Annotated in this window: 21 protein-coding genes; 8 read left to right on the plus strand and 13 right to left on the minus strand. The window is 41.1% G+C overall.

Translation table 11 applies throughout. The features are described from left to right. Positions 1-129 precede the first annotated feature (129 nt). The 4 genes from KHS79_RS19970 to KHS79_RS19985 form a co-directional block, all read right to left on the minus strand. Positions 130-633, minus strand: a complete 504-nt coding sequence (locus KHS79_RS19970; RefSeq protein ID WP_212721267.1) for a VOC family protein — start codon at positions 631-633, stop codon at positions 130-132. A gap of 34 nt (positions 634-667) precedes the next feature. Continuing rightward, positions 668-2,287, minus strand: coding sequence for a methyl-accepting chemotaxis protein (locus KHS79_RS19975; RefSeq protein WP_212721269.1), 1,620 nt, complete (start codon positions 2,285-2,287; stop codon positions 668-670). 543 nt (positions 2,288-2,830) lie between these two features. Further along, entirely contained in the window at positions 2,831-4,204 is a 1,374-nt protein-coding gene (gene cysS / locus KHS79_RS19980; RefSeq protein WP_212721297.1) for a cysteine--tRNA ligase, read from the minus strand. A 23-nt stretch (positions 4,205-4,227) separates the two neighbouring features. After that, on the minus strand, positions 4,228-5,916 hold the full coding sequence (locus KHS79_RS19985; protein WP_212721271.1) for a glutamine--tRNA ligase/YqeY domain fusion protein: 1,689 nt from the start codon (positions 5,914-5,916) through the stop codon (positions 4,228-4,230). Positions 5,917-6,302: 386 nt separating this feature from the next. Here KHS79_RS19985 and KHS79_RS19990 point away from each other — a divergent pair, with 386 nt between their 5' ends. Both KHS79_RS19990 and KHS79_RS19995 read left to right on the plus strand, forming a co-directional pair. Continuing rightward, positions 6,303-6,800, plus strand: a complete 498-nt coding sequence (locus tag KHS79_RS19990; protein ID WP_027708750.1) for a peptidylprolyl isomerase — start codon at positions 6,303-6,305, stop codon at positions 6,798-6,800. Positions 6,801-6,805: 5 nt separating this feature from the next. Then, complete coding sequence (locus KHS79_RS19995; protein WP_212721273.1) at positions 6,806-7,531, plus strand: UDP-2,3-diacylglucosamine diphosphatase; 726 nt, start codon at positions 6,806-6,808, stop codon at positions 7,529-7,531. Between the two features lie 82 nt (positions 7,532-7,613). Here the strand turns inward: KHS79_RS19995 and miaE are convergent, their stop codons facing one another. Continuing rightward, positions 7,614-8,225, minus strand: a complete 612-nt coding sequence (gene miaE / locus KHS79_RS20000) for a tRNA-(ms[2]io[6]A)-hydroxylase (RefSeq protein WP_027708752.1) — start codon at positions 8,223-8,225, stop codon at positions 7,614-7,616. A gap of 394 nt (positions 8,226-8,619) precedes the next feature. On the opposite strand from miaE, the gene KHS79_RS20005 reads away from it, so the two are divergent. Together KHS79_RS20005 and KHS79_RS20010 are read left to right on the plus strand one after the other, a co-directional pair. Next, positions 8,620-9,381, plus strand: a complete 762-nt coding sequence (locus KHS79_RS20005) for a substrate-binding periplasmic protein (protein WP_027708753.1) — start codon at positions 8,620-8,622, stop codon at positions 9,379-9,381. 6 nt (positions 9,382-9,387) lie between these two features. Then, the gene (locus tag KHS79_RS20010) at positions 9,388-10,155 is read left to right on the plus strand and encodes a substrate-binding periplasmic protein (protein ID WP_027708754.1); all 768 of its coding nucleotides are present in this window, start codon (positions 9,388-9,390) and stop codon (positions 10,153-10,155) included. A gap of 32 nt (positions 10,156-10,187) precedes the next feature. Here the strand turns inward: KHS79_RS20010 and KHS79_RS20015 are convergent, their stop codons facing one another. Both KHS79_RS20015 and KHS79_RS20020 read right to left on the minus strand, forming a co-directional pair. Next, entirely contained in the window at positions 10,188-10,493 is a 306-nt protein-coding gene (locus tag KHS79_RS20015; protein WP_212721275.1) for a DUF2288 domain-containing protein, read from the minus strand. Next, positions 10,493-11,332 (minus strand): isopenicillin N synthase family dioxygenase, encoded by an 840-nt coding sequence (locus tag KHS79_RS20020; protein WP_212721277.1) that lies wholly within the window; start codon positions 11,330-11,332, stop codon positions 10,493-10,495. The genes KHS79_RS20015 and KHS79_RS20020 overlap by 1 nt, the downstream gene beginning before the upstream one ends. Before the next feature lie 445 nt (positions 11,333-11,777). Between KHS79_RS20020 and KHS79_RS20025 the strand changes: the two genes are divergently transcribed. The 4 genes from KHS79_RS20025 to KHS79_RS20040 all read left to right on the plus strand — a co-directional run bounded on the left by KHS79_RS20025 (position 11,778) and on the right by KHS79_RS20040 (position 14,622). Then, a complete protein-coding gene (locus tag KHS79_RS20025; RefSeq protein ID WP_027708757.1) occupies positions 11,778-12,413 on the plus strand; it encodes a delta-endotoxin CytB in 636 nt (211 codons plus the stop codon). A gap of 225 nt (positions 12,414-12,638) precedes the next feature. Continuing rightward, positions 12,639-13,232 carry a type-2Aa cytolytic delta-endotoxin gene (locus KHS79_RS20030; protein ID WP_027708758.1) on the plus strand — a complete coding sequence of 198 codons (594 nt, stop codon included), beginning with the start codon at positions 12,639-12,641 and terminating at the stop codon, positions 13,230-13,232. Between the two features lie 33 nt (positions 13,233-13,265). Then, positions 13,266-13,889 (plus strand): type-1Ba cytolytic delta-endotoxin, encoded by a 624-nt coding sequence (locus tag KHS79_RS20035; protein ID WP_027708759.1) that lies wholly within the window; start codon positions 13,266-13,268, stop codon positions 13,887-13,889. A 76-nt stretch (positions 13,890-13,965) separates the two neighbouring features. Beyond that, on the plus strand, positions 13,966-14,622 hold the full coding sequence (locus KHS79_RS20040) for a cytolytic delta-endotoxin (RefSeq protein ID WP_027708760.1): 657 nt from the start codon (positions 13,966-13,968) through the stop codon (positions 14,620-14,622). Positions 14,623-14,714: 92 nt separating this feature from the next. On the opposite strand, the gene KHS79_RS26305 is transcribed toward KHS79_RS20040, so the two are convergent. The 6 genes from KHS79_RS26305 to KHS79_RS20070 all read right to left on the minus strand — a co-directional run. Further along, positions 14,715-16,619, minus strand: coding sequence for an MFS transporter (locus KHS79_RS26305; protein ID WP_212721279.1), 1,905 nt, complete (start codon positions 16,617-16,619; stop codon positions 14,715-14,717). A gap of 462 nt (positions 16,620-17,081) precedes the next feature. Beyond that, positions 17,082-17,849: a substrate-binding periplasmic protein gene (locus KHS79_RS20050; protein WP_212721281.1), complete on the minus strand. Its 768-nt coding sequence runs from the start codon at positions 17,847-17,849 to the stop codon at positions 17,082-17,084. Between the two features lie 150 nt (positions 17,850-17,999). Further along, on the minus strand, positions 18,000-19,073 hold the full coding sequence (locus KHS79_RS20055; RefSeq protein WP_212721283.1) for a transposase: 1,074 nt from the start codon (positions 19,071-19,073) through the stop codon (positions 18,000-18,002). A gap of 85 nt (positions 19,074-19,158) precedes the next feature. Continuing rightward, positions 19,159-19,500, minus strand: a complete 342-nt coding sequence (locus KHS79_RS20060) for a transposase (protein WP_212721285.1) — start codon at positions 19,498-19,500, stop codon at positions 19,159-19,161. A gap of 131 nt (positions 19,501-19,631) precedes the next feature. Further along, positions 19,632-20,060 carry a hypothetical protein gene (locus tag KHS79_RS20065; protein WP_212721287.1) on the minus strand — a complete coding sequence of 143 codons (429 nt, stop codon included), beginning with the start codon at positions 20,058-20,060 and terminating at the stop codon, positions 19,632-19,634. Between the two features lie 3 nt (positions 20,061-20,063). Next, a partial coding sequence (locus KHS79_RS20070; RefSeq protein WP_267910816.1) for a polymorphic toxin-type HINT domain-containing protein occupies positions 20,064-22,699 on the minus strand: 2,636 nt, incomplete at its 5' end.

Below are 22,699 nucleotides of genomic sequence, written 5' to 3' on the forward strand. Positions count from 1 at the left end.
CAGGGACTTTCCAGCCATTGCTTGTGTGACGACCTAAGGATCTGGGTCTAGGGATGGGCTCAATGGAATAGCCACCAGGATGGTGATAGAAAACCTGCTTTTTGCAGGTTTTTTTGTGTCTTTCAGTTGTTAAACCACAGGCATCAATACATCACTCGTGGCATATTCAACAAACTCATAGCTAATGCTATTTTCATCACGATAAAAGACACGCTGACCTTGCTTACCTACAGGTTCAACCAGATTTTCAATGCTATAGCCCCCTTGCGCTAATCGCTTCTGTAAGGTGGGTAAGCTATTGACAGCAAACCCTAAGCAAGCACTGTGCTCACCTACATTGTGAGGATAGTAGACTTCAACAACTGGACTTTGTAATGCCAGACTACATTGTCCATCCCCCACATGAACCCAGTACACAGAAACATTCTGAAATTCATATTGACCTCGAGCGCGCATGGTCCAATGAGGGAAAGCAACTAATAAAAAGTGTACCGAGTGCTGTATATCATCCACCGTTATATTTGTGCTTTCAACATAGCTGATTGGTTCGCCTCCTCCCAACTGGCTATACCCTGTTGTCCCTCCCTGGCGACAATAGAGTAATTTACATGCTGTTGCTTTGTGGGATGCCACTGTTTAACACCCCCTTTCCAAAAACATCATGCCGTTACCCAATTTGATAGCGCGCTAACTGCTGCTGAATCATCAGCGCTTGTTGATCCAGGTTTTCACTATGGGTAAATGCTTTATCTGCATTTTCAGCTGAGGTTGATGCTTCTTGCTGAATACGCTCTAAATTAGTATTCATTTCTGCAATGACATTAACCTGTTCTTCTGCTGCAGTTGCAACTTGGGTATTCATACTGTCAACATCCTGAACATCTTGGACCACCGAGTTGAATACATTTTGGGTTTGTACAGCATGTTCAACCCCCTGCTCAGACCGCTGACGGTTATCATTCATCGCCACGACAACAGACGACAAACAGTTTTTAAAACCTGAAATTAATTCCTGAATTAACTGGGTGGAATCTTGAGTGCGCGATGCCAACGATCTGACTTCATCCGCAACCACTGCAAACCCCCGCCCTTTTTCACCAGCTCTTGCCGCTTCAATCGCGGCATTTAAGGCCAATAAGTTAGTTTGGGCGGAAATTTCATTGATCTCATGAATAAATTCCGCAATTTTCTGCATATTTTCGTCAAGCTGACTGATAGCACTGGAGACATCCACTAACTCACTTGCCAGTGACTGACTATGTTGCTGTAACTGGCCCACATACTGCTCTCCCCCACTGACCGCATTGACCATTTGTGATGTGCGATCCGCTGTTAAGCTGGCATTTCTGGCTACATCCTGGGCTGTACTTTGCAACTCTTGCATTGCCGTAACCAGCTGCTCTACTTCATGATCATGGGCAGATAAAGCATCACTGGTTGCTTTGGATTCCTGTCGCAGAGCATTAGCCTCAGTTAACAATGTCTCCACCGACAGGTAGAGGCTGCCGATCATCTTTTGCAGTGACTGCACAACACTATTAAATGAACCTGTCAGCACCCCAATCTCATCCTGGGTCACTACCTGCATTTGCTGTTGCAAGTCCCCTTGCTCAACAGCTTTCATCACCTTAACCATAGCTTTTACGGGCTGCGTAATTCGACGCACCCACCACAGGCTCCCAGCCATGACCAGCACTAATAACAGCCCAAAAGCTATCCCATTAACCCTGACACTGGACCAAAATTCATTACGAATATCATCAATATATTCTCCCGTACCAATCACCCATCCCCAGGGTTCAAAAAGTTGTGCATAAGAAATTTTTGGAAAAAACTGTTCCCCTTCTCCCGCACGATGCCACTGATACTCAAACCAGTCACCGCCCGTTAATGCGACACGTGTTGCTTCTACCACTACGGGAACACCATCCGGATCCTTCAGGTTAGACATATCCTTACCCTGTAAATCAGTGTTTAATGGATGCATCACCATTCGGTTACTCGTATCATTTATCCAAAAATAATTTCCCTGGCCATAACGCATCGCTCGAATAGCCGATAACGCACTTTGTTTAGCTTGAGCCTCACCCTGCTCTGTTCTTTGTTGGTAATAATGTTGAGAAATAGCATGCACAGACTCAACAAGGGTTTTCACTTGCAGTGCTCGTTGCAGGGTCATTTGTTGGTATTGGTGATAGTAGCTGTAAACCTGAAGCGCAATAGTGGTCAGCGCAAAAAGCGAAAGTATAAATGTTAGCTTGACTGCGATTCCTATTCGCACATCCATTGCTTACTCCTTTAAGCCTATCAGTAAACATTGTTAAGATTAGGAGATAGCTTACAGGACAACAAACAGCAATTTATGCGAATAAGCAATCAATAATAGTCTTATACTTCAGTCTTAGTATATGAGCAGCAAACTTACTCAAGTTATACCCTTCACGAATCAGTTTTATGTGCGCTATCCATAGCGCTCACCCTAACGGACCAGCGAAGCTGTTCTAATGTGTTCTCGACACATTAGTAGGGTTTGTTGTCGGCGTTCTTGACCTCCAAGGATGGTGGGAATGCAGTTTATGCATAATGACATGGATGTCATATAGTAGAGCAATGCAGGCGCTATTGCCGAGGAGCATTTAACGACCACCACAGTCACTTATTTCTATAAGCGCCTGTGACTTCATCACTTGACGGCCGCACCCTTGTGCCCTTGGGGTATAAAAGTCCTTCGCTTTGGGTATATGAAAAAAAACCACAACATGTAAGTTGTGGTTTTGTAGAGGGTATTTAAAAGAAATCAACAATACGACATGTTTATTTCATTAAATATTTACTTTTCAACACGCCATTTTGTCCCTTCTCGGCTATCTTCTAATACCACGCTCATTGCTTGAAGCTGATCTCTTATTTCATCCGCCTTAGCAAAATCACGTTGTTTACGCGCCGCATTTCGCTGTGCAATTAAGTTCTCTACCTGCTGCGGATCAACATCAGATGTTTGCTGCTGAAAAAATGCCTCTGGGTCCTGCTGAAGCAGGCCAAGCACATCACCCAATGCTTTCATTTCAGCCGCAATCTGTGACGCCTGGTCAGGCTGAGCTGCTTTATTACGGTTGATTTCTCGAACCATATCAAACAACACGGCCAGCGCTTCTGGCGTATTAAAATCATCATCCATCGCCGCATAAAAACGCGAGCTAAACTCACTCTCTGGTGCTTGAGGTAAAGTAAGTCCTCGCAAGCTATGGTAAAAGCGCTCCAGGCTTGCTCCAGCTTCTTTTAAGCTTTCAAGACTATAATTTATGGGACTACGATAATGGCTCGCTAGCAAGAAGTAACGCACGACTTCTGCCGGGAAATCAGCCAACACATCACGTATGGTGAAAAAGTTACCTAATGATTTAGACATTTTTTCATCATTAATGCGCAGTGCACCCGCGTGCATCCAGACATTTGCGTACTTTTCACCCGTAGCCGCTTCGGACTGGGCTATTTCATTTTCATGGTGAGGGAATTTTAAATCAGGTCCCCCGCCATGAATATCAAAGGTATTGCCCAGGCAGCAAGTAGACATTGCAGAACACTCAATATGCCAACCAGGACGCCCTTTACCCCAAGGCGAATCCCACGCTGGTTCACCGGGTTTTGCTGCTTTCCATAATACAAAGTCCAGCGGATTTTGCTTAGCTTCATCGACTTCGACCCGAGCTCCCGAGTGCAGCTCATCAAGTACTTTGCCGGATAACTGACCATAGCCCGCAAATTTTTCTACAACATAGTAAACATCACCATTATCTGCTGCATAAGCCATGCCTTTATCGATCAAGGTTTGCACCATGGCAATAATTTGATCGATATGCTCAGTTGCTTTTGGCTCCAGATTAGGTTTACCAATACCTAACGCTGCAAAATCTTCATCCATAGCATCAGTAAAACGCTGCACCAATTGCTGCCAGTCTTCATTGGCTTCCTGAGCGCGACGAATGATTTTGTCATCAATGTCTGTGATATTGCGAATATAGTTAACTTCATAACCTTTGGCTTGCAAATAGCGGACAATGACATCAAAGGCTACAAATACGCGACCATGACCAAGGTGACAGTAGTCGTACACGGTCATGCCACAGACATACATACTGACTTTACCCGATTGCAACGGTTTAAATTCAGACTTTTCACGGGTCAGTGTGTTATAAATCTTCAACACAGCTACTGTTTTCCTTTTTCTTATCCTGCTTCATTCGCAATTTTTGCCCAGGTATCCCGCAAGGTGATGGTTCGGTTAAAGACCAAACATTCTTCACCACCTGCTTTACTGTCTAAACAAAAGTACCCTTCTCGCTCAAACTGATAGGCTTGTCCGGGCTTAGCATCGGTTAAACTAGCTTCCAATCGGCATCCTGTTAGCACCTGCAACGAGTTTTTGTTGAGGAACTCTTTAAAGTCACGCTCTTTGTTGCTATCGGGGCTTGGCTCATCAAATAACCGATCGTAAAGTCTTACTTCGGCTGACAATGAGTGTGCTGCACTCACCCAATGAATAACCCCTTTCACTTTGCGACCTTCAGGGTCCTTGCCCAGTGTTTCAGGGTCATATGTACAGCGTAATTGAATAATTTCACCAGCATCATTTTTAATGACTTCATCACAGCGAATAACATACGCATTACGCAGTCGAACTTCTTTACCCAACACTAAACGTTTAAATTTCTTGTTGGCTTCTTCTTTAAAGTCTTCTGCATCAATGTAAAGCTCACGGGCAAATGGCAAAGTCCGAGTTCCCATCGATTCATCTTGAGGATGCACAGGAGCCGTTAACTGTTCAACCTGTTCTTCCGGGTAGTTAGTGAGCACAATTTTTAAGGGGCGTAACACGCCCATTGCTCTTGGAGCATGTTTATTTAAGTCATCCCGCAGGGCATGCTCTAACATGCTCACATCAACCACACCCTCACTTTTAGTGACCCCTGTTGCTTCGCAAAAATTTCGGATGGCACGTGGTGTAAAGCCCCGACGACGCATTCCTGCAATGGTTGGCATACGGGGATCATCCCAGCCATCAACCACTTGCTCATCAACCAATTGCTTTAATTTACGCTTACTGGTGACAGTGTAATTCACATTCAGCCGCGCAAATTCAATCTGTTGAGGGTGACAAGGCACATCCAATTGATCCAAAAACCAGTCATACAATGGGCGATGATCTTCAAACTCCAGGGTACAAACTGAGTGAGTAATGCCTTCAATAGCATCCGACAAGCCATGAGCAAAATCATACATGGGATATACACACCACTCATCGCCTGTTTGGTGATGCGCTACTTTACGAATACGATAAATAATGGGGTCCCGCATATTCATGTTGGGCGAGGCCATATCAATTTTGGCCCGAAGTGCATGTTCACCTTCAGCAAACTCACCACGACGCATCCGCTCAAACAAGTCCAGATTTTCTTCTACAGAACGTTCACGATAAGGGCTTTTCTTACCTGGCTCTGTCAACGTGCCACGATATGCTCTGGCTTGTTCAGCATTGAGTGAGCAAACATAAGCCTTGCCTTTATTAATCAGCTCAACCGCATAATCATACAGTGCCTGAAAATAACTAGACGTGTAACGAACATCGCCATCCCACTGAAAACCTAACCAGCGTACATCTTCTTGAATGGCCTCGATAAATTCCTGACTTTCTTTCTCGGGGTTAGTGTCATCAAAACGCAAGTTACAGACGCCACCATTCTGCTCCGCTAGAGTAAAGTTCAAACAAATTGACTTAGCGTGGCCAATATGCAAATAACCGTTAGGTTCTGGTGGAAAACGTGTGTGAACCTGACCATTATTTTTATTGTTTTTTAGGTCTTCACTGATAATTTGTTGAATAAAGTTATTCGGACGTGTTGTTTCTTGATGATCCATACTTGCTTACTGTAAACCCGTCAAATAAATACACAATATCCCTCCCCTCATACGACACATGGCGGTAACTAAGAGAAAAACCCACGTCGTGGCAGGATAATCTCAAACAAACACCATGCTTTCACATCTATTCCTACACATTAGCATAGGCCAGTGTTTACCCAGCGGGGAGGCGTAGTTTGCGGAGCAATAGGTAAAGGCGCTATTATAGCGCCCTTTTCATGCTGTGATAAACCTAACTGAAGTCTATCTTGTCATGCTACAGTGATAAACGATGACTGTATAGGTTTTCCACCTTTCATAATGAACGCTTGTTACTGGCTTGCGTCAAGGTGGAAAACACAGCAGATATTGATCTAATTAACATAACCCAACAAGGCGATAGCATGGTTATTTTGCACACCAACTTTGGCGATATCAAAATTCAACTCAACCATGAAAAAGCACCTAAAACAGCGGCTAACTTTGAAGCATACGTAAAGAATGGACATTACGATAACACTATTTTCCATCGTGTTATTGATAACTTCATGATTCAGGGTGGTGGCTTTGCTCCTGGCATGCAAGAAAAAGACACTAATGCGCCTATCGAAAATGAAGCAGATAATGGCCTGGAAAACAAGATTGGTTCCATTGCCATGGCACGGACTCAAGATCCCCACTCAGCTTCAGCACAATTTTTTATCAACGTAGCTGACAATGACTTTCTAAACTTCCGCTCTAAGACAATTGAAGGCTGGGGCTACGCGGTATTTGGTGAAGTGGTTGAAGGGATGGATGTGGTCAACCGTATTAAAGCCGTTAAAACCACAAGTGTTGGCTTTCACGCAGATGTACCTGCTGAAGAAGTTATCATTGAGTCCGCTGAACTGGTAGAAGCCTAATCACCATGTCTGTGCTGTTTATCTCTGACTTGCATTTGCAGGCAAAACGTCCCGACCTGACAGCCGCGCTTGCTCAATTTTTAATTGAGCAAGCTCCACAAGCTGAATCACTGTACATTTTAGGTGATCTATTTGATGCCTGGCTGGGTGACGATGCAATGGATGACCTGCAACAAACAGTGGCAAGTCAAATACGACAGCTGATTAATAGTGGCACCGCCGTGTATTTCATGCACGGCAATCGCGACTTTCTGATCGGCGAAGACTTTGCTGCACAGACAGGTGTTCAATTACTAAAAGATCCCTGTGTTATCACCCTGGGTGATCAGCCTGTGTTGTTGTCTCATGGTGATCAGCTATGTACAGCAGATAAAGACTATATGGCCTTCCGCCACTATATTCGTAATCCTGCCACTATACAGAAGCTGTTATCACTATCAGTGGCAGAGCGAATTGCCATGGCAGAAAACATTCGGAACCAAAGCCAAGCGGCCAATCAGGCCAAAACCGATGAGATCATGGATGTCACACCGGCAGAAGTTGAGAAGCTAATGACGGAACATGATGTTAAGTGTTTTATTCATGGTCATACCCATCGTCCGGCAATTCACACCCTAACCATCAATCAACAACCCGCACAGCGTATTGTGTTGGGTGATTGGGACAAAAAAGGCTGGATGCTGCATTGGGATGAGTCAGCTGGATTCAGCTTGACGGAATTTCCTCTTTAGCCCGTTTTCTGTTTAAGCAAAGCCAAACTTCCCCTTCATGTAACTTAGTGTACTCATGAAGGGGATGTATTTTTTTAACACGTTAAGCTTTAGGTTGTGGCAAACCACTATGAAAACGGAATTCTGTATCAGAGCTTAAGATTAATGTCTTTTCCATTTCAGCAAAAAATGATATTCGCTCCACAATCGGCTCTTCACTATATTGCATGGCTAAACGTAAATAATCCTGAAAATGACGATGCTCGGATTTGAGTAAAGAGCAATAAAATTTATTTAATGTTTCGTCTAAATGTGGAGCTAATGCCGCAAAGCGCTCACAAGAACGAGCTTCAATAAACGCACCAATAATCAAGATATCCACTAATGTAGCAGGCTCATGGGTTCTCACACCTGATCGCAGTGCACTGGCATAACGTGCAGGTCCCAGTTTTTGATAGACAACACTTCTAGCCTGCATAATGGCAAATACTTGCTCAAAATGCCTCAATTCTTCCCGTGCCAAACGCGACATTTTATATTGTAAGTCGACATGTTCTGGATACCTGAACATAAGCCTTAATGCAGTCGAAGCCGCTTTTTTTTCACAGTTTGCATGATCAATTAATAGAATTTCCGGCTCATCAAGTGCTGCCTGTATCCACTCCTCCGGCGTTTTACACAACAAAAAATCATCGAGTTCAGGTAATGGCTGCATGGCGATAATCAACTTATTTATAAGTAACCAACAAAGCATCGGATTATAGCGAATTGCAATAACCAAGCATATATACCTTTCAACTCAATAATATACCCAATACGAATGGTTTTTAGGTGCGGCCATCGAGTGACGAAGTCCCATGAGCCTATATTAATAGGTGATTGGGGTGAGGGGTGAGGGGTGAGGAGTGAAGATAACAAAACCTAGAAATCATTCGTGAAGGGTATATTCACCAGGCGAATGCCTATTCAATACATGCGGCTGAATACAGATACAGTGAGTGACACAACATAAATCAACGCCTGACTAACCAAAGTTTTGGACTAAACTAGTTAAGGATCGTGAATACGCATTACCACTTAATTGGTAAAATTTACTTCAAGGTATTATCATGAAAGTCACCTTTATATTCCCATTTATACTATCATGCTTTTATTTAATGCCCACTATAGCTCATAGTGCCGAAAAGCTTACAATTGTCGCTACTGAGTACGAACCTTTTACCAGCTCAAAAGCAAAGCATAATGGTTTTGTTAACCGTGTAATAAAAGCGGCATTTGAAAAAAAAGGCTATGATGTTCAATTTAAATATCGTCCGTGGAAACGTGCACTGATAGAAGGCCATGATAAATTTGATGGTGTTTCTTTCTCATTCACTAATAAAGAACGAGAAGAAGAATATCTCTTTAGCGTACCCATTTCTGAACACCGAGAAGTTTTATTTCACTTAAAAAAAACAAATATTCCAGACTGGAACACACTTGAAGAACTCAAAGATTTCAAGTTCGCGCTCACAAGGGGTTACACCTATACGGAAGAACTTTGGGATTTAGTCGACAAAAAAGTAATTAACTCAGATATTATCGCTTCTGACATTAGTAACTTTAAAAAGCTAGCAGCAGGAAAAGTAGATATTTTCCCTATGGACGAAATTACTGGGTGGAGAATAGTATCTTCTGAACTACCTGTAGCTAAAGATACTCTCACCATTCACAACAAGCCTTTACGCTCAACTACAGGTCATCTTATTATTTCCAAGAAACATAAAAAGAGCGCTGAATTAATAAAGGCATTCAATGAAGGCGTTAAGGAATTAAAGGATTCTAAAGTATATGATGATTTCCTAAGCGATCTATACAAAGGTATTTTTTAAAACTCTATGATTAGGCTATTCTCAGTTAGTTTAATTTTTATATTTTTAAACGCTTTTTGTGAAGAAACAGAGTCAGTTACAGATACAACTAAAACCGTATCCATTACTTCTGGCGAGTGGCCTCCCTATACATCACATGATCTAGAGGGAGGAGGCGTTTTCACTAAGATAATAACTCAAGCCTTTTCATTAGAAGGCTATTCTGTAGATATCAAGTATTATCCATGGCAACGAAGTTATTTTCTTACCGCAGATGGTCAAGCAGATGCATCCCTTGCCTGGGCACCAACAGATGACAGAAAAAAAGACTTTATATTTAGTGATCCAGTAACATTCTCAACAAAAGTTTTCTTTCATCTAAAAGCATTTAAGTTTAACTGGAACTCACTTAATGACGTAAGGCATTTAAGAACTATTGCCACAAAAAAATATACCTATGGGAATGAATTTGACTTAGCAGCCAAACAAAATCAAATGAATATTATTTATTCAAATAATGATGAGCAAAAGTTTAGAATGCTTTTAGCAGGCAGAGCTGATTTGGTACCTATGGAAAAACTGGTTGGTCTTTTTTTAATCAAGAATAAATTTACCGTGCGTCAAGCGTCTCGAATAACTTATCATAATAAACCATTACAAAACACACCCATATGTGTTGCATTTTCTAAGAAAATAAACAGCGAGCGACTGACTACATTATTGCAAGCCTTCAATGAAGGCTTGGCTAAGCTTAAGGAAAGCGGACAATATGATAAAATTCTGGAAGATTTATAATGGATAACCGTATATTTACAATCCTGAAATGATTATTTTTTTTCCTGCACTAGTATCCATGGTCGAATCACCACAGCCCATAGTGAAGAATCCTGCTCATACCAGTTAGTAGCTTGCTGATCGGTTACTTTGGCAATTTTGCTTTCAGTCATCCAGGCTTCGATTTGTTTTTTATTATCCTGTGCTATCTGAGCAGCAACATCAATTAAGTCTAGATTTTCATTAACAGCTATTACTTGCCCAGCAGCAAAATAAGGCTGTAAATCTTTCCATGCAATCATCGATGTTTCAAGATTTAACTTCGCTTTGAGTAGTGTTTGGTGCTCAGAGTCAGCCATTATATTACTCCAAGCTCTTTTAATCTTTCGTGTAAATACTCTCTTGCCGTATAACGCTCAGACAAGACAACATCCGGGTTAGGATGCAAAAACAACGGTAAAGAAATACGAGATTTATCTCGACAACCCCCTGTAGGGTTAATAACTCTATGCGTAGTTGAAGGAAAATAACCTTGTGACGCTTCTTGTAGCATATCACCGGTATTAATAATGAGCGTACCAAAGTCGCAAGGTACATCTAACCACTCACCATTACTTCCTTTTACTTGCAACCCAGGCTCATTGGCTGCGGGTAAAATAGTAAGTAAATTAATATCTTCATGGGCTGCCGCACGAATAGCACCTGGCTCTTCTTCCCCCGTTAATGGTGGATAATGTAAAACTCTCAGTAATGTATTGCGGCTATTTTCTATCATTTTAGATAATGGCATTGAATAGTGTTGCGCTATATCTGTTGGTGTATATGCTTCGACCCAGCTTAACAGTTCAGTTGCTAACGTGTTAGCCATTTGGTAATAGCTCATGGCTTCAGCTTTTAATGAGGCAGGAATTTGTCCCCATGGATAAATATGATAATACTCTTTAATATCTTTTACTTGATGACCTTTGGCGACCTCAGAAACGTCAGGTGGAAAATACCCATCCTGTGTCTCTGTGTTATAGCAATATTGGTGCTTTTCTTCACTGACAAAAAATGCGTACCAGTTTTTATAAATTGACTCGACAAGTGACTGAGAAATTGGATGGTTTTTGATGACACCAAACCCTGTATTTCTTAGTGACTCCACAAAGGATTGAGCACAATCATCGGCTAAATAATCAACAGTTTGTACTTGCATTATTATGACTCTATTGATACAAAACCATGACAGTTTAGCCAGCTATTGACCGATTGGCAACCAACCTCATTCTGTTAGTCACCACTATACGACTTATACGCTACGCTTGCCCTTTTCAGTGGTTATAAATCATTTTACCTTACACATGTCACAAAAATTGTATTTATACCCATCACGAATGATTTCGAGGTTTTGTTATCGTCACTCCTCACCCCAAGCACCTATTAATATAGGCTCATAGGACTTCGTCACTCGATGGGCGCACCTAAAAACCATTCGTATTGGGTATATATTAACTGACCTATTAGTCAAATAAAGCCCGATGTTATCTGAGCATGGCTGCCCCTCAAAATTATCACTGACATTTACTTGACAGATTTTTTTTACTCAACCATTTTTCTATTGAGCTACACTTATCTGTACTTTTAAATAGGGAGATTAAAGTATGACTTTTGATAGCGTTTTAGTTGTTGATAGCAAAGATTTGGCTAAGGATGGTGTTGATTCAAAGCTTAATTTTAATACACTGTTTCAAGTACCTAGACAGTATGTTGCTCAAGCAATCCAAATGTCACGTGTTTTTCAAGACGCCATTGACAGTAAAAATCTTGAGTTTAATTTTGAAAAAGCTTTGTCAATTGTCCAGCAGCATCCAGAAATGGCGGTTATTGGCACAGTAAATCAATCTATCGTTAAACAAGATAATCAAGTTTCTGCCATGGTGAGTGATGTCATGGCTTTACTGGATACTGTCGTAGGCGTTGCCCTTGATAAACAAAGTGCAACTTACAAGAAGTTTGAGAATACTATCGAACAAGGGTTTACTAATCTTAACGAGCAAAAAGATAGCAAGTGGATTTTCTGGAGTAAAGAAAGCGAACATAAAACGACGTATACTTACAATATTCTTTTTGCAGTAGCTAACCAGGAAACAGGTTCTGTAATGGCTGCAGCACCTATTGGCCTGACGATCACGGTTGATGTCGATAAAGAAAAAGTACTTTGGATAACCACCAAAGACAAACACAACTACTCTGTTAATGTTAAGTCAATTACTGTGGTTGAAGCCCTGAAAAGCTAACGTGACTGTAGAAATGCCATAGCCATCGCTATGGCATTTTTATATTTTAATTTAGTAGCTAAATTTATAAACATTAAAGCTAACCACCTCTTAATGAGAAACGCTAAGTTTCAGTGACGAGAATTTTTTATTAATAATATTTAAACTTAATAAATCAAACTCATTGCAACATGATCAATGAGTTCTCAATGTTACTCTTTATCAATCACACAAAGTGAATCCATTATGAATAATGTTATAATCAACCCAAATGATATGTCAGGTGACAGAGGTCATTTTAGTACTACCCTGAATGTTGGCCTATCTTACGTCAATCAAGGCGTTAACATGGTTAAAGCCTTCGATGATATTGTTTCGAAAAAAGAAGGCATTAATTTTGAGAAAGCATTAACCATTGCCAAGGAACATGAGTCTTTTGCAGTCATTGGTACTAAAACAGTTAAAAGTAATACCAGTAAACAGCAAGTCTGGGTAGCAATTGATCAGTTACAGAATCTGATCAGCATGGTTCAGGGTGCTGCAACGGAAAACTGGGCCGCTTTTGCTGCAGCTGCCAGAGCATTTATTGATCTGAATGCTCAGAAGAATGGCGGATATTTTACAGTGTTCAACCAATCCTCAGACTCGATTAGTTATCAATATAATATGTTCAACATTACTCAAAATAAATCAACAGGATCTGTAATGTCTGGTCAACTTACCAGCGTTAATATTCAGATTAACCAATCTGATGCTAATGTTCTATCTCTGGTCGCCGGATCGACAATCAACCAGAGCCTGGAATTCAAGAGTATGGTTATTGTTGAAGCATTGAGTTAATCACTCATTAATGGGATACACAAGGAGCATACTGTGACAATTGAAATTTATCCCAATAAAAGTAATCCCGTTCCCTTTCAGGTTTTTTTGAATCTTGAAGATGAACAATATGTACAGCAGGCATTAGCGATTGCTGATTTGTTTGAAAAAGATATTAATGCTGATGGCCAGTTTGACATGGAAAAAGCCATGGACACAGCAAAAAACCAGGCAGACTTAGCGATTGTTGCTACAACAAATACGACGCTAACCAAGTCTTATAAAACGTTATCCGCATTAACATCAAGTATCACCAAAGCCTTGGAAGAACAAGGTACCATGGGTGTTAGTGATAATGAACAATTTAATAATGTTATTGCGCATGCCTTTTGTGACCTAAATGCTCAAGAAGACAAACCGTGGTTCAATATCTGTTCTGTGGCTGGAAAAGATGCAGATAAAACAGTTTACACCTACAACATGTTTATCATCACTCAAAACGCCAGTACCGGCTCTATGTTAGCTGCAGGTCCTTTGGTTTTAACAGTCACCATTCATGACCCTATTGAAGAAGTGCTGGGTAAAAAAGACGAAACTCAAAAACTTCGCCTTACATTAAAAGAACAAGAAATGAGCATTGCCATCAAAGGATTTCAGGTCGTTGCGCCACTAGGTTGACTTAGACAAAAACATAATTTTTTTAACAATAATGCTGGCAAGTGCATGTCATGACATCACACAGGGAGGTCCTCTAGTGTATATTGCCGATGATTTAAAGCCTGCTATCTTTACCAGCCCGGTTATTCTAAGTGGACTGGTCATTTCTGGGCAAAAAAATGCTATTCTTGCAGAGTCAAGCCAGAGCTTACATTTCAAAACCATGTTTAATGTTGACCCCCAGTATGTAGCACAAGCAATAAACATGACTCGTATTTTTCAAAACGCTTTAAACGCGTCTTCCTTACAGTTCAATACTGCAGAAGCTATTTCATTAGCACAGCGTTCTGGCTTAACCGTTGATCAGCAAATCCAAGCTCACTTCAGTAATGGCAATCCTGGCTCAACCATTGATCAGGTTGCAGATAAGGTTAATGTAGTATTAGGAGGTACAGTACCAAGTTCGCTAAAGCAGAAAATTTTAGACTCAATTTCTGCTGGCTTTACTAACCTCCATCGCCACAGCGAAAGCGCCTGGATTTTTTGGTCAAAAGAAACTGGAGACAATACCAGCTATTACTACAATATTATGTTTGCTATTCAACAAGGCAGTCGGTTGATTGCTATTCCTTTAGGCATGTTTATTCGGGCCAGTGTCAGTAAAGAAAAAGTGTTATTTATTACAGTTTCTTCCAGCGCCAGCTATAGTGTTGATTTGGATGGTCTTAAAGTCAGTCAAGCTTTATCAAGCTAATTAATAAAACACCCAGTACTTTGCATCTAGTACTTTGCATAAAGCTGGGTGTTTTTATTTGATTTGAAGTAAGAGAATCTTCCAGTCAGGTATTAATGAAAAAACTCAGCATGTTTCTTATCGGCGTTAAGAATATGTCCTGGGAACCATACTTTCAGAACAGCCATCAACTCTACTAAACGATCACTACTGCTACTAGCAGCCTTCTTACGCCAGTCAGTCAGCTCCTGCAAAAGCTGTTGGTGACTTCGCTTATGAGCCTCAAACTCTGAACATTGGTTTTTTTCCAACATCGCTTCTTCATTAGCAAAATGTGACCGAGTATATTCCTCTAGCTCATTAAAAATCGGCAATATTTTTTCAAAATTACCCCCCGTTTGAACACACTCATCTATCGCATTGATTAGTTGCATCATATGTTTGTGTTGAAGATCAATTTCTTTAATGCCAACACTAAACTGATCACTCCAGGTAATTAATGGCGACAGCAGGCGACCACCATCAGCACGAAGTAACCCACTTATTTTAGATTCCAAGTCAAATGGAAGTTGAACTTGCTGCATAATCGTACGATGCATCCAAAATAGGCAAATAAAGGAAATCACAAACATAAACATCCATGCACTAGTCCATAAACCTGTCCAATTCAGCAAGTAACCAAAAATGATAGGACAAAAGAATCCTCCAAGCCCTCCCAAAACACCAACCATGCCACCGACAACACCAACTTCCTCAGGAAAGTAATCTGGAATATGTTTGTAAACAGCTGCTTTTCCAATTCCCCAAATACTCCCAAGCAAAATGACTAAGACCGCAAATATCCACATATTGGCTTGAAAGTAAATTCGAGTGACACCTTTCGCAAGCAGTTCTTTCTTTTGAACTTGTTGTCCAACAATAACAACACTTTCTTGCCAGGTTTCCTTGGTGGGAAAAACCAACAGCTGATCTTCAAGCTGTTCAAAACCACTGGTTTTTGCTTGTAGCCTATAAACTTTATCATTAACAGTAATGAAATCTTCAGAAACCGCAGTCACCGTACCTGACTGTGTTGCCATAATTCCTTGACCTGCAGAGTAAACCTCCATTTTAGGTATTGACAGCATGAGTGAGATAATCACTGAAGAACCTAATATCCAGTACATGACTTTTCGAGCACCCCATTTGTCTGACATCCAGCCTCCAACCGCGCGTATTACACCTGAAGGAAAGCTGAATAATGCAGCTAAAATCCCTGCGGTAACCAAAGGGGCATAATAGACATTAACAAAGTAAGGAACCAGCCATTGAGAAAATGCCACAAAACAGCCAAACACCAAAAAGTAATAAAGTCCAAATCGCCAAACTCGAATGTTCTTTAATGGCTGTAACATTTCTTTGACGGGTTTGGCGTGAGTGGCTGGTTTTTTATTTTCAGTAAAGCAGAGGAATATTCCCCCCGTAATTATTAACGCGATAGCATATATCTGCGGCAAGGTACGCCAGCCGTCAATATTGGCACCGTCATTGGTTAGCTGATTGAGTAGTGTTGGTGCAAGTAGCGTAGTTATAGCAGCACCCGCATTACCTGCACCGAAAATACCTAAGGCCAAACCTTGTTGCTTTCTTGGATACCATACTGACGTGAATGCGATACCAATAGAAAAGCTAGTTCCGGCTAAACCAAAACCAAAACTGCAAAGCGCAAAAAACAAAAAGCTGTCAGCATAGGACAACAAGTACATAGGGATTGCACATAAAAACAACAAGGTAGCATAAATAGGCTTACCACCGAATTTATCCGTTAGAACTCCTGCTGGTAAACGGAAAATAGCACCAGTAAGCACTGGAATGCCCATTAGCCAACCAATTTCAACCGGTCCCCAGTCATAAACCTGGTTAGCCGCGAGATAGGTAACTAACACTCCATTTAGCATCCAAACAGCAAAACATACCGTGAATGCAAAGGTATTAAAAAAGAGTATCTTGTGGGACTGGAAAGTAGCTTTTTCTTGCACGACACGTTCTTCATTTTAGTTATTTAAGTGAGATAGTAGGTCAATATTGAGGGGAATTTATTAAGTTAAATCAATTAAAGATTAAATACATGCGTTGTATACCCACAGCGAAGGATTTTTAGGGGCGGCCGTCAAGCGAAGAAGCCCCCTGAGCTTATATTAATAAGTGACTGGGGTGAAGAGCGAAGGCAACAAACCCTAAAATTGATTCGCGAAGGGTATATTCCTAATTTGTGCAAATACTCATATACATCAACAGATAAAAGTCTTATCTGATTGGTTTAGCATTTTTCGTTAAGCTACTTTCCTAGCACAATTTAAAATAAAAAATAATACCTACAATTAGGTATCTTCATCATTAGCCCAACGGGCGATAAGCTCATTTAAACAACGCACTTGTGCCCTAGGGGTATAATTTTGATAAATACTAAATCCTGGCTGTCCTATTTTATCTGAGATAGGCTACATATGTTGGTATTTTTCAAGAATTTTATCAACCTCCCCTTCTTTTTTTAATCGATCAAGTGCTTGCTGAAATAATTCAATGATGTCATCTGAAGTATCATAATGAAAGGCATAGCATAATTTATTAATATGCAAAACGAATACAGGTTCAAACTCATCTGAGTTAAAGCCTGCTTTTTTTGACAAGTGTTCTAACGTTGGTTGATTTCCAACAAAAAGATCATTACGACCATAGTAAACTCTTCTTAAACCAGCTATTTGTGAGGCACTTCGATGAAGATCATCTAGAGAAAGGCCATATTCTTTAACAAGTATTTGCTCTCCGGAATCATCCAAGTAAGTAGCTATTCGATACTTCTTAAGCTCACTTGGAGAGGTTATTTTAATATTTTTAGATTTCAAGGCATACAACTGTGTTATATCTTGAATGATTGGTCCCACCCACTTGAACATATTTTCTCGTTCTTTAGTCAAAATCGTAGTAAATAGGATCGTATTAGGTTGCTCCTGTAATATTTTATATGCTCTAGCCCAAGGATAAATTTTTATATCATGGCGCGTCTGATGAGAGCCAATGCGTTTTAAAATCAACACAAGCAAATCAACCGAAATCCCTTTTACAACTCCATTTTCTTCAAAGTTATAAGGCTTTCTATCTTCAGTCACTATCGAAAAGGTTGGTAAAGAATCTGCATAACAAGAGAAGGTTGCCCCGTAATAAATTGTGACAATAATAATACTAAAAACAACCCTAATAGTATTCATGAATTTTCTAATAAAAGTCTATTGGCTAACTACTCAAATATAGCCTACACACTAGAGAAACGATTAAAATATTTCTACGAAGAAAAAGCTGGGGTAACGAGTGCTCAGGTAATATTAATTCAATTAATCTGTAGATAGTGGAAGACTCACTCATTGAATGTATTGAAGACTCCTTTCAGAAAATAACTGTTTAGCAAGTCGAATGCCTTTAATAAACTTCCGCTGCCATCGAGTCACTGTTTTTTGAATACTATTCTCGGTCCCCACCACATCAATAAAGCGTTTTTCTTTACGGCTCACAAAGGCTAATAATTCATCTTTATTAATATTTAAGCGCTCAATAATAGGTGGCTGTTGTTCGCTAATTGAACCACGCTTATTATCACGGATAGCCCGTCCCAACCAATCGACTAATTGCAGATAGTCTTTTAACGTAAAGGGGATTGTTGTTTTCCTACCTTGTTTTTCATTACCTGAAAAACGCAATAAGGGAACGATAGGTAGGGTTTGTTTAGGCAGTTTTGTTTTTCGTACAAAGGACTGATTTCGAGGCTTTCTTTGTTGCTGACTTTTCTGTTGTCGTTTGACCCAAGCCACCATTCGTGCCTGGATTGAGGTAAAATCTGACGCTTCGGGTGTTTCTGCCATCCCGGCACGAACAGGATTTAAATCCACGTAGCTCATGCAGGTCAATAATGCCGCTTCATCCAATAAAGCCTGACTTTTAAAGCGTCCCTCCCAAAATCGTCCTTTACAACCATCTTCATCATTGGCCCAACGGGCAATGGGTTCATTTAAACAACGCATAAACCAGGATAAATCAGACAACCGCACACGCCATTGCTGAATAATATCATTAACAACCTTAAGCTCAGCTTTATCCAGCGTTGCACCAGCTAAATAACGCTGAATCGTAGGAGACCCTTGATACAGTTTTCGCCAACGACGAATCACTTCATCATCTGACCACTGCCCTGCCTTTTCTTCATCAATACGCACCACTAAGTGGTAATGATTAGACATCACCGCATAAGCACAGATATCAATCGCAAATACTTTAACCAGCTCAGTAAGACGCTCAACCATCCACGCTTTACGGTGATCAAAATTTTGACCTGTCACTCGATCATCGCCACACAAAAAAGCGCGGCGTACACAGCGACAAATACAGTGATAATACGGCGTATCCTGCACACTCACCAACTGACTTCGTGGCCTCGTCATCCTTAAACCTCACAATCACAACTGATCAAATATTAAACAGCATCATAACCACATGCAGTCGGCTATTTATTGACCAATATCAAATCTAGGGTGTCCCTTTCTTTTTATCCAGCGTTGCGCCTGCTAAATACCGTTGAATCATCGGAGGACCTTGATACAACTTGCGCCAGCGACGAATCACTTCATCATCTGACCACTGCCCTGCCTTTTCTTCATCAATACGCACCACTAAGTGGTAATGATTAGACATCACCGCATAAGCACAGATATCAATCGCAAATACTTTAACCAACTCAGTGAGACGCTCAACCATCCACGCTTTACGGTGATCAAAATTTTGACCCGTCACTCGATCCTCGCCACACAAATAAGCACGGCGCACACAGCGACAAATACAATGATAATAGGGCGTATCCTGAACACTCACCAACTGACTTCGTGGCCTCGTTATCCTTAAACCTCTACACCTAATTGACTACTTTACAACCAAAAGTATAGCCCTCCAGTCATGACTACTTTTTGATCAAAATCAAATCTAGGGTGTCCCTTTCTTTCTTTTTATTTCATCAATTTAAAAGCCTCTTCTGGTGTCAATGGGTCAACAAAATCACTAAAGAATAAAGTAAGATCAAATGCCTCACCACTCTTTTCTCCCTCAATATGAATATGATTAACCTCTGCAGTGTTATCCCTATAAGCTCTCAATAAAAATGCACAAAGGTATTCCAGTTGATTGGTTGAAAGTACAAATATTATCTTTCCACTTTTTTGATCAACAATAGCCTTACTTCCAGCAGTTACTTTCTCATCTAGCTTTAGTTCTAAATTACCACCTGAATCAAAAAGAATATTTAATTTTTTTGTCACTCCCATCAACACCATAGATATCTCAAGAGCAAACTTTGAAATATCTGATTGCCTTAACTCCACAACAAGCTCGTTTTTTCCACAGACTGCTGAGCAATCACTTCTAAATAACCTATTCATTATTTACCACCGTAGGTGCCAGTTCTCGATAACTTCACCAGTTATAGGGTTTAACCTTTCTAAATGAATATGAGGGCTATCTGTTGGCTTATGGCCTCTAAGATCTTCAGGCTTACCTCGATACTGCCATTTACCATCTCTGCTTCTTAACTTGTTTGGCTCAACTTGAACAGGGTCTTTACCAATTTTAGATCTTGCAAGATTCCTTGCATCTCTCTCAGATACATACTTAGCAGACCGGTTAATAGTGTCTTTAGTGGAGAAGTCTTTCGGGTACTCATTCTTTATAATACAACATTTCTTCTTAGCATTATGAACCCAAACCCCTAATTCCCCAACAAAGAACGTATGATAGCCTTCAACCTCTAAATTATAAGTAATTGGTGACTGGTCTAATGCTTCTAAGCTAACAACCTGAAGCTGACTGCCGTTATAACCAGAAATTAACATACTGGGTCGTAAATTAATTGCATCAACCCAACCTTTACCTTCCACATAAAATGGGTGGTTATCAGTTAATTCAAAACGTTCCTCTTTGCCATCATCATTTTTAAGAACTAGCTTATACGTCAGACGATTATCATCATACACAAACTTATGCGTGACTGCTTTCCAACCAACCTCACCAGTTTCCTCACTTTTTGCAAATACAAGCTCACCTACTTTAATTTTATTAATTGGTTTATAGCCATCAGGAATTAACACTAAAGCTTCTTGAGTAAAGCAACAAGGAGTGCAGCCCGAGCCCGCCATGTTAGTTGCTTTTCTTGAGTTTACTGCTTTCCTAGCATCTGAAAGCTCACCTGCTACTTTAAGTGCCCCCTTCACAGGTTTTACTATTGCAGAAGCAGGAAAAGTTATAATGTCAACAGCATCAGGTGTAGCAATTTCATCTAAACCTTTACCTATAGCAGATGTAACCTCTGCTGTTGTTTTTGCACCAGATGACCACCTTTTCCTCAGTTTTTCATACTCTTTCACCTCCGGTGATATAGAATCATCAGCTTGTGCTACTTCAGTATTTAAACTATCTGTACTTTCTTTAGTGTGTCCCTTATCCTCACTCTCATAATAACCTTCAGTACACATCCCTGGGGTTTCACAGTACCTTTCAAGCCTGGCATAAGCCTTTTTGATCGCTTCCTCTTTTTCAATATCCTCAGCTGATTTAAGAGGGGGCAAGTCTTTATCTTTACTAGTACTTATTCTGTTTTCTGTTGCCTGCTCTTGTTTTAAATCATTGGGCGTTGATTCCGCTGTTTGTGCTTGAGCTTTTTTAAGGTTTTTAAATCCAGTGCCAGCGTCACAATCAGCACTAAGGTCACTAGGGGCACATGCACGGCTACCATACAAATCCACCCAAACCAACGGATTCCCATACGCATACAAATACTTATGCAAACTGGGCGCTAACGTTAAATCCCCTTCCCACGCATCCATACTCAAGAACCGGCCGACATCCGGGTCATAAAACCGCGCTTTGGCATACACTAAACCGGTCTCGGGATCTTCTTCATGACCGGTAAAGCCAAACCGGTTCCAACTGTCGCCTTCTTGCAGGCGATGATGGCCCCAGGCGTCATACAAGGTACGGGTTTGTACGGCACCTGTGGTCGTGGTTAAGTTGACAATGCTGCCCAACGCATCAAAGTGGTAAAAGGCGGTGCCTTCATCGCGATGGGTGAGGGCCATTAAACGGCCGGGACCGTAGTCGTAGTGGGCAATAGGCTGGTTGGTGGAATCTAACTGGGCGAGGACACTTTGATCATCATAGGTATACCGCTCTAGGCCACGGTTACCGAGTTTCTCAACACGTAAGCCCTGAGTGTCATATAAAAACTGGCCGACACTGGAACCACCTTGCATCACCTGTCGTAGATGATCACGGATGTCATAGACAAAGTCGGTGGTCACACCGGCTTTTTGTTTTTGGGTCTGGTTACCATTAGCATCGTACTGATAACTCACTGCCACCGTGTCAGCAGGTAGGTCTTTAATTTCCAGCAGCTCATTACGGAAGTTATAGCTGAAACCCTGGTCCTTCGTGACTTGATTATTGGCCGTATCCCTGGTGGTTTCCCGTATCCGGTTATACACCGCATCATACGCATACGTCACTTGTTGTTCAGGATACGTCACCTGTTGTAGTCGATCTAAAGTATCATAGGTATAAGTGGTGGTTTCCAGGGTGCTGCCATTCCGGGCAATTTGTTGCAGCCGGTTGCCGTTTGCATCGTACTGATACTGGAATTGCGACACCAAGGTATCCCCCACCCGATGCTCCATCGCCAAAATTCGCCCTGCACCATCATAGCTTTGGCTGATCGAAGCATTGTTGGGATACAATGTGCGTAATAACAGACCACTTAAGTCGTATTGATAGCGGGTACTGCCCTGGGGATTATCGACCCGTGCTAGTCGATTTAGCGCATCATACACATAGCTAGTCTCACGGGGTGTATTCGTCGTTCCTCCACTGGTAGTCCCCCCACCTGCCGTATAATTCAACCCAGTGCGATTACCATTGGCATCGTATTGATAATTGACGACCTGCCCATAAGCATCGGTGCGTTGACTGAGCCGGTCGAAGTCATCATAGGTCTGCTGAATGGTTTTCTGTTCCGTACCACCTGCACTGC

The organism is Zooshikella ganghwensis (assembly GCF_018263875.1).
Lineage (GTDB): Bacteria > Pseudomonadota > Gammaproteobacteria > Pseudomonadales > Zooshikellaceae > Zooshikella > Zooshikella ganghwensis.

Bases quoted from the DNA above. Each gene is read 5' to 3' on its own strand.
- KHS79_RS19975 (WP_212721269.1), bottom strand. From the start codon at position 2,287: ATGGATGTGCGAATAGGAATCGCAGTCAAGCTAACATTTATACTTTCG.
- KHS79_RS19985 (WP_212721271.1), bottom strand. From the start codon at position 5,916: ATGGATCATCAAGAAACAACACGTCCGAATAACTTTATTCAACAAATT.
- KHS79_RS19990 (WP_027708750.1), top strand. From the start codon at position 6,303: ATGGTTATTTTGCACACCAACTTTGGCGATATCAAAATTCAACTCAAC.
- KHS79_RS19995 (WP_212721273.1), top strand. From the start codon at position 6,806: ATGTCTGTGCTGTTTATCTCTGACTTGCATTTGCAGGCAAAACGTCCC.
- miaE (WP_027708752.1), bottom strand. From the start codon at position 8,225: ATGCAGCCATTACCTGAACTCGATGATTTTTTGTTGTGTAAAACGCCG.
- KHS79_RS20005 (WP_027708753.1), top strand. From the start codon at position 8,620: ATGAAAGTCACCTTTATATTCCCATTTATACTATCATGCTTTTATTTA.
- KHS79_RS20010 (WP_027708754.1), top strand. From the start codon at position 9,388: ATGATTAGGCTATTCTCAGTTAGTTTAATTTTTATATTTTTAAACGCT.
- KHS79_RS20015 (WP_212721275.1), bottom strand. From the start codon at position 10,493: ATGGCTGACTCTGAGCACCAAACACTACTCAAAGCGAAGTTAAATCTT.
- KHS79_RS20020 (WP_212721277.1), bottom strand. From the start codon at position 11,332: ATGCAAGTACAAACTGTTGATTATTTAGCCGATGATTGTGCTCAATCC.
- KHS79_RS20025 (WP_027708757.1), top strand. From the start codon at position 11,778: ATGACTTTTGATAGCGTTTTAGTTGTTGATAGCAAAGATTTGGCTAAG.
- KHS79_RS20030 (WP_027708758.1), top strand. From the start codon at position 12,639: ATGAATAATGTTATAATCAACCCAAATGATATGTCAGGTGACAGAGGT.
- KHS79_RS20050 (WP_212721281.1), bottom strand. From the start codon at position 17,849: ATGAATACTATTAGGGTTGTTTTTAGTATTATTATTGTCACAATTTAT.
- KHS79_RS20055 (WP_212721283.1), bottom strand. From the start codon at position 19,073: ATGACGAGGCCACGAAGTCAGTTGGTGAGTGTGCAGGATACGCCGTAT.
- KHS79_RS20065 (WP_212721287.1), bottom strand. From the start codon at position 20,060: ATGAATAGGTTATTTAGAAGTGATTGCTCAGCAGTCTGTGGAAAAAAC.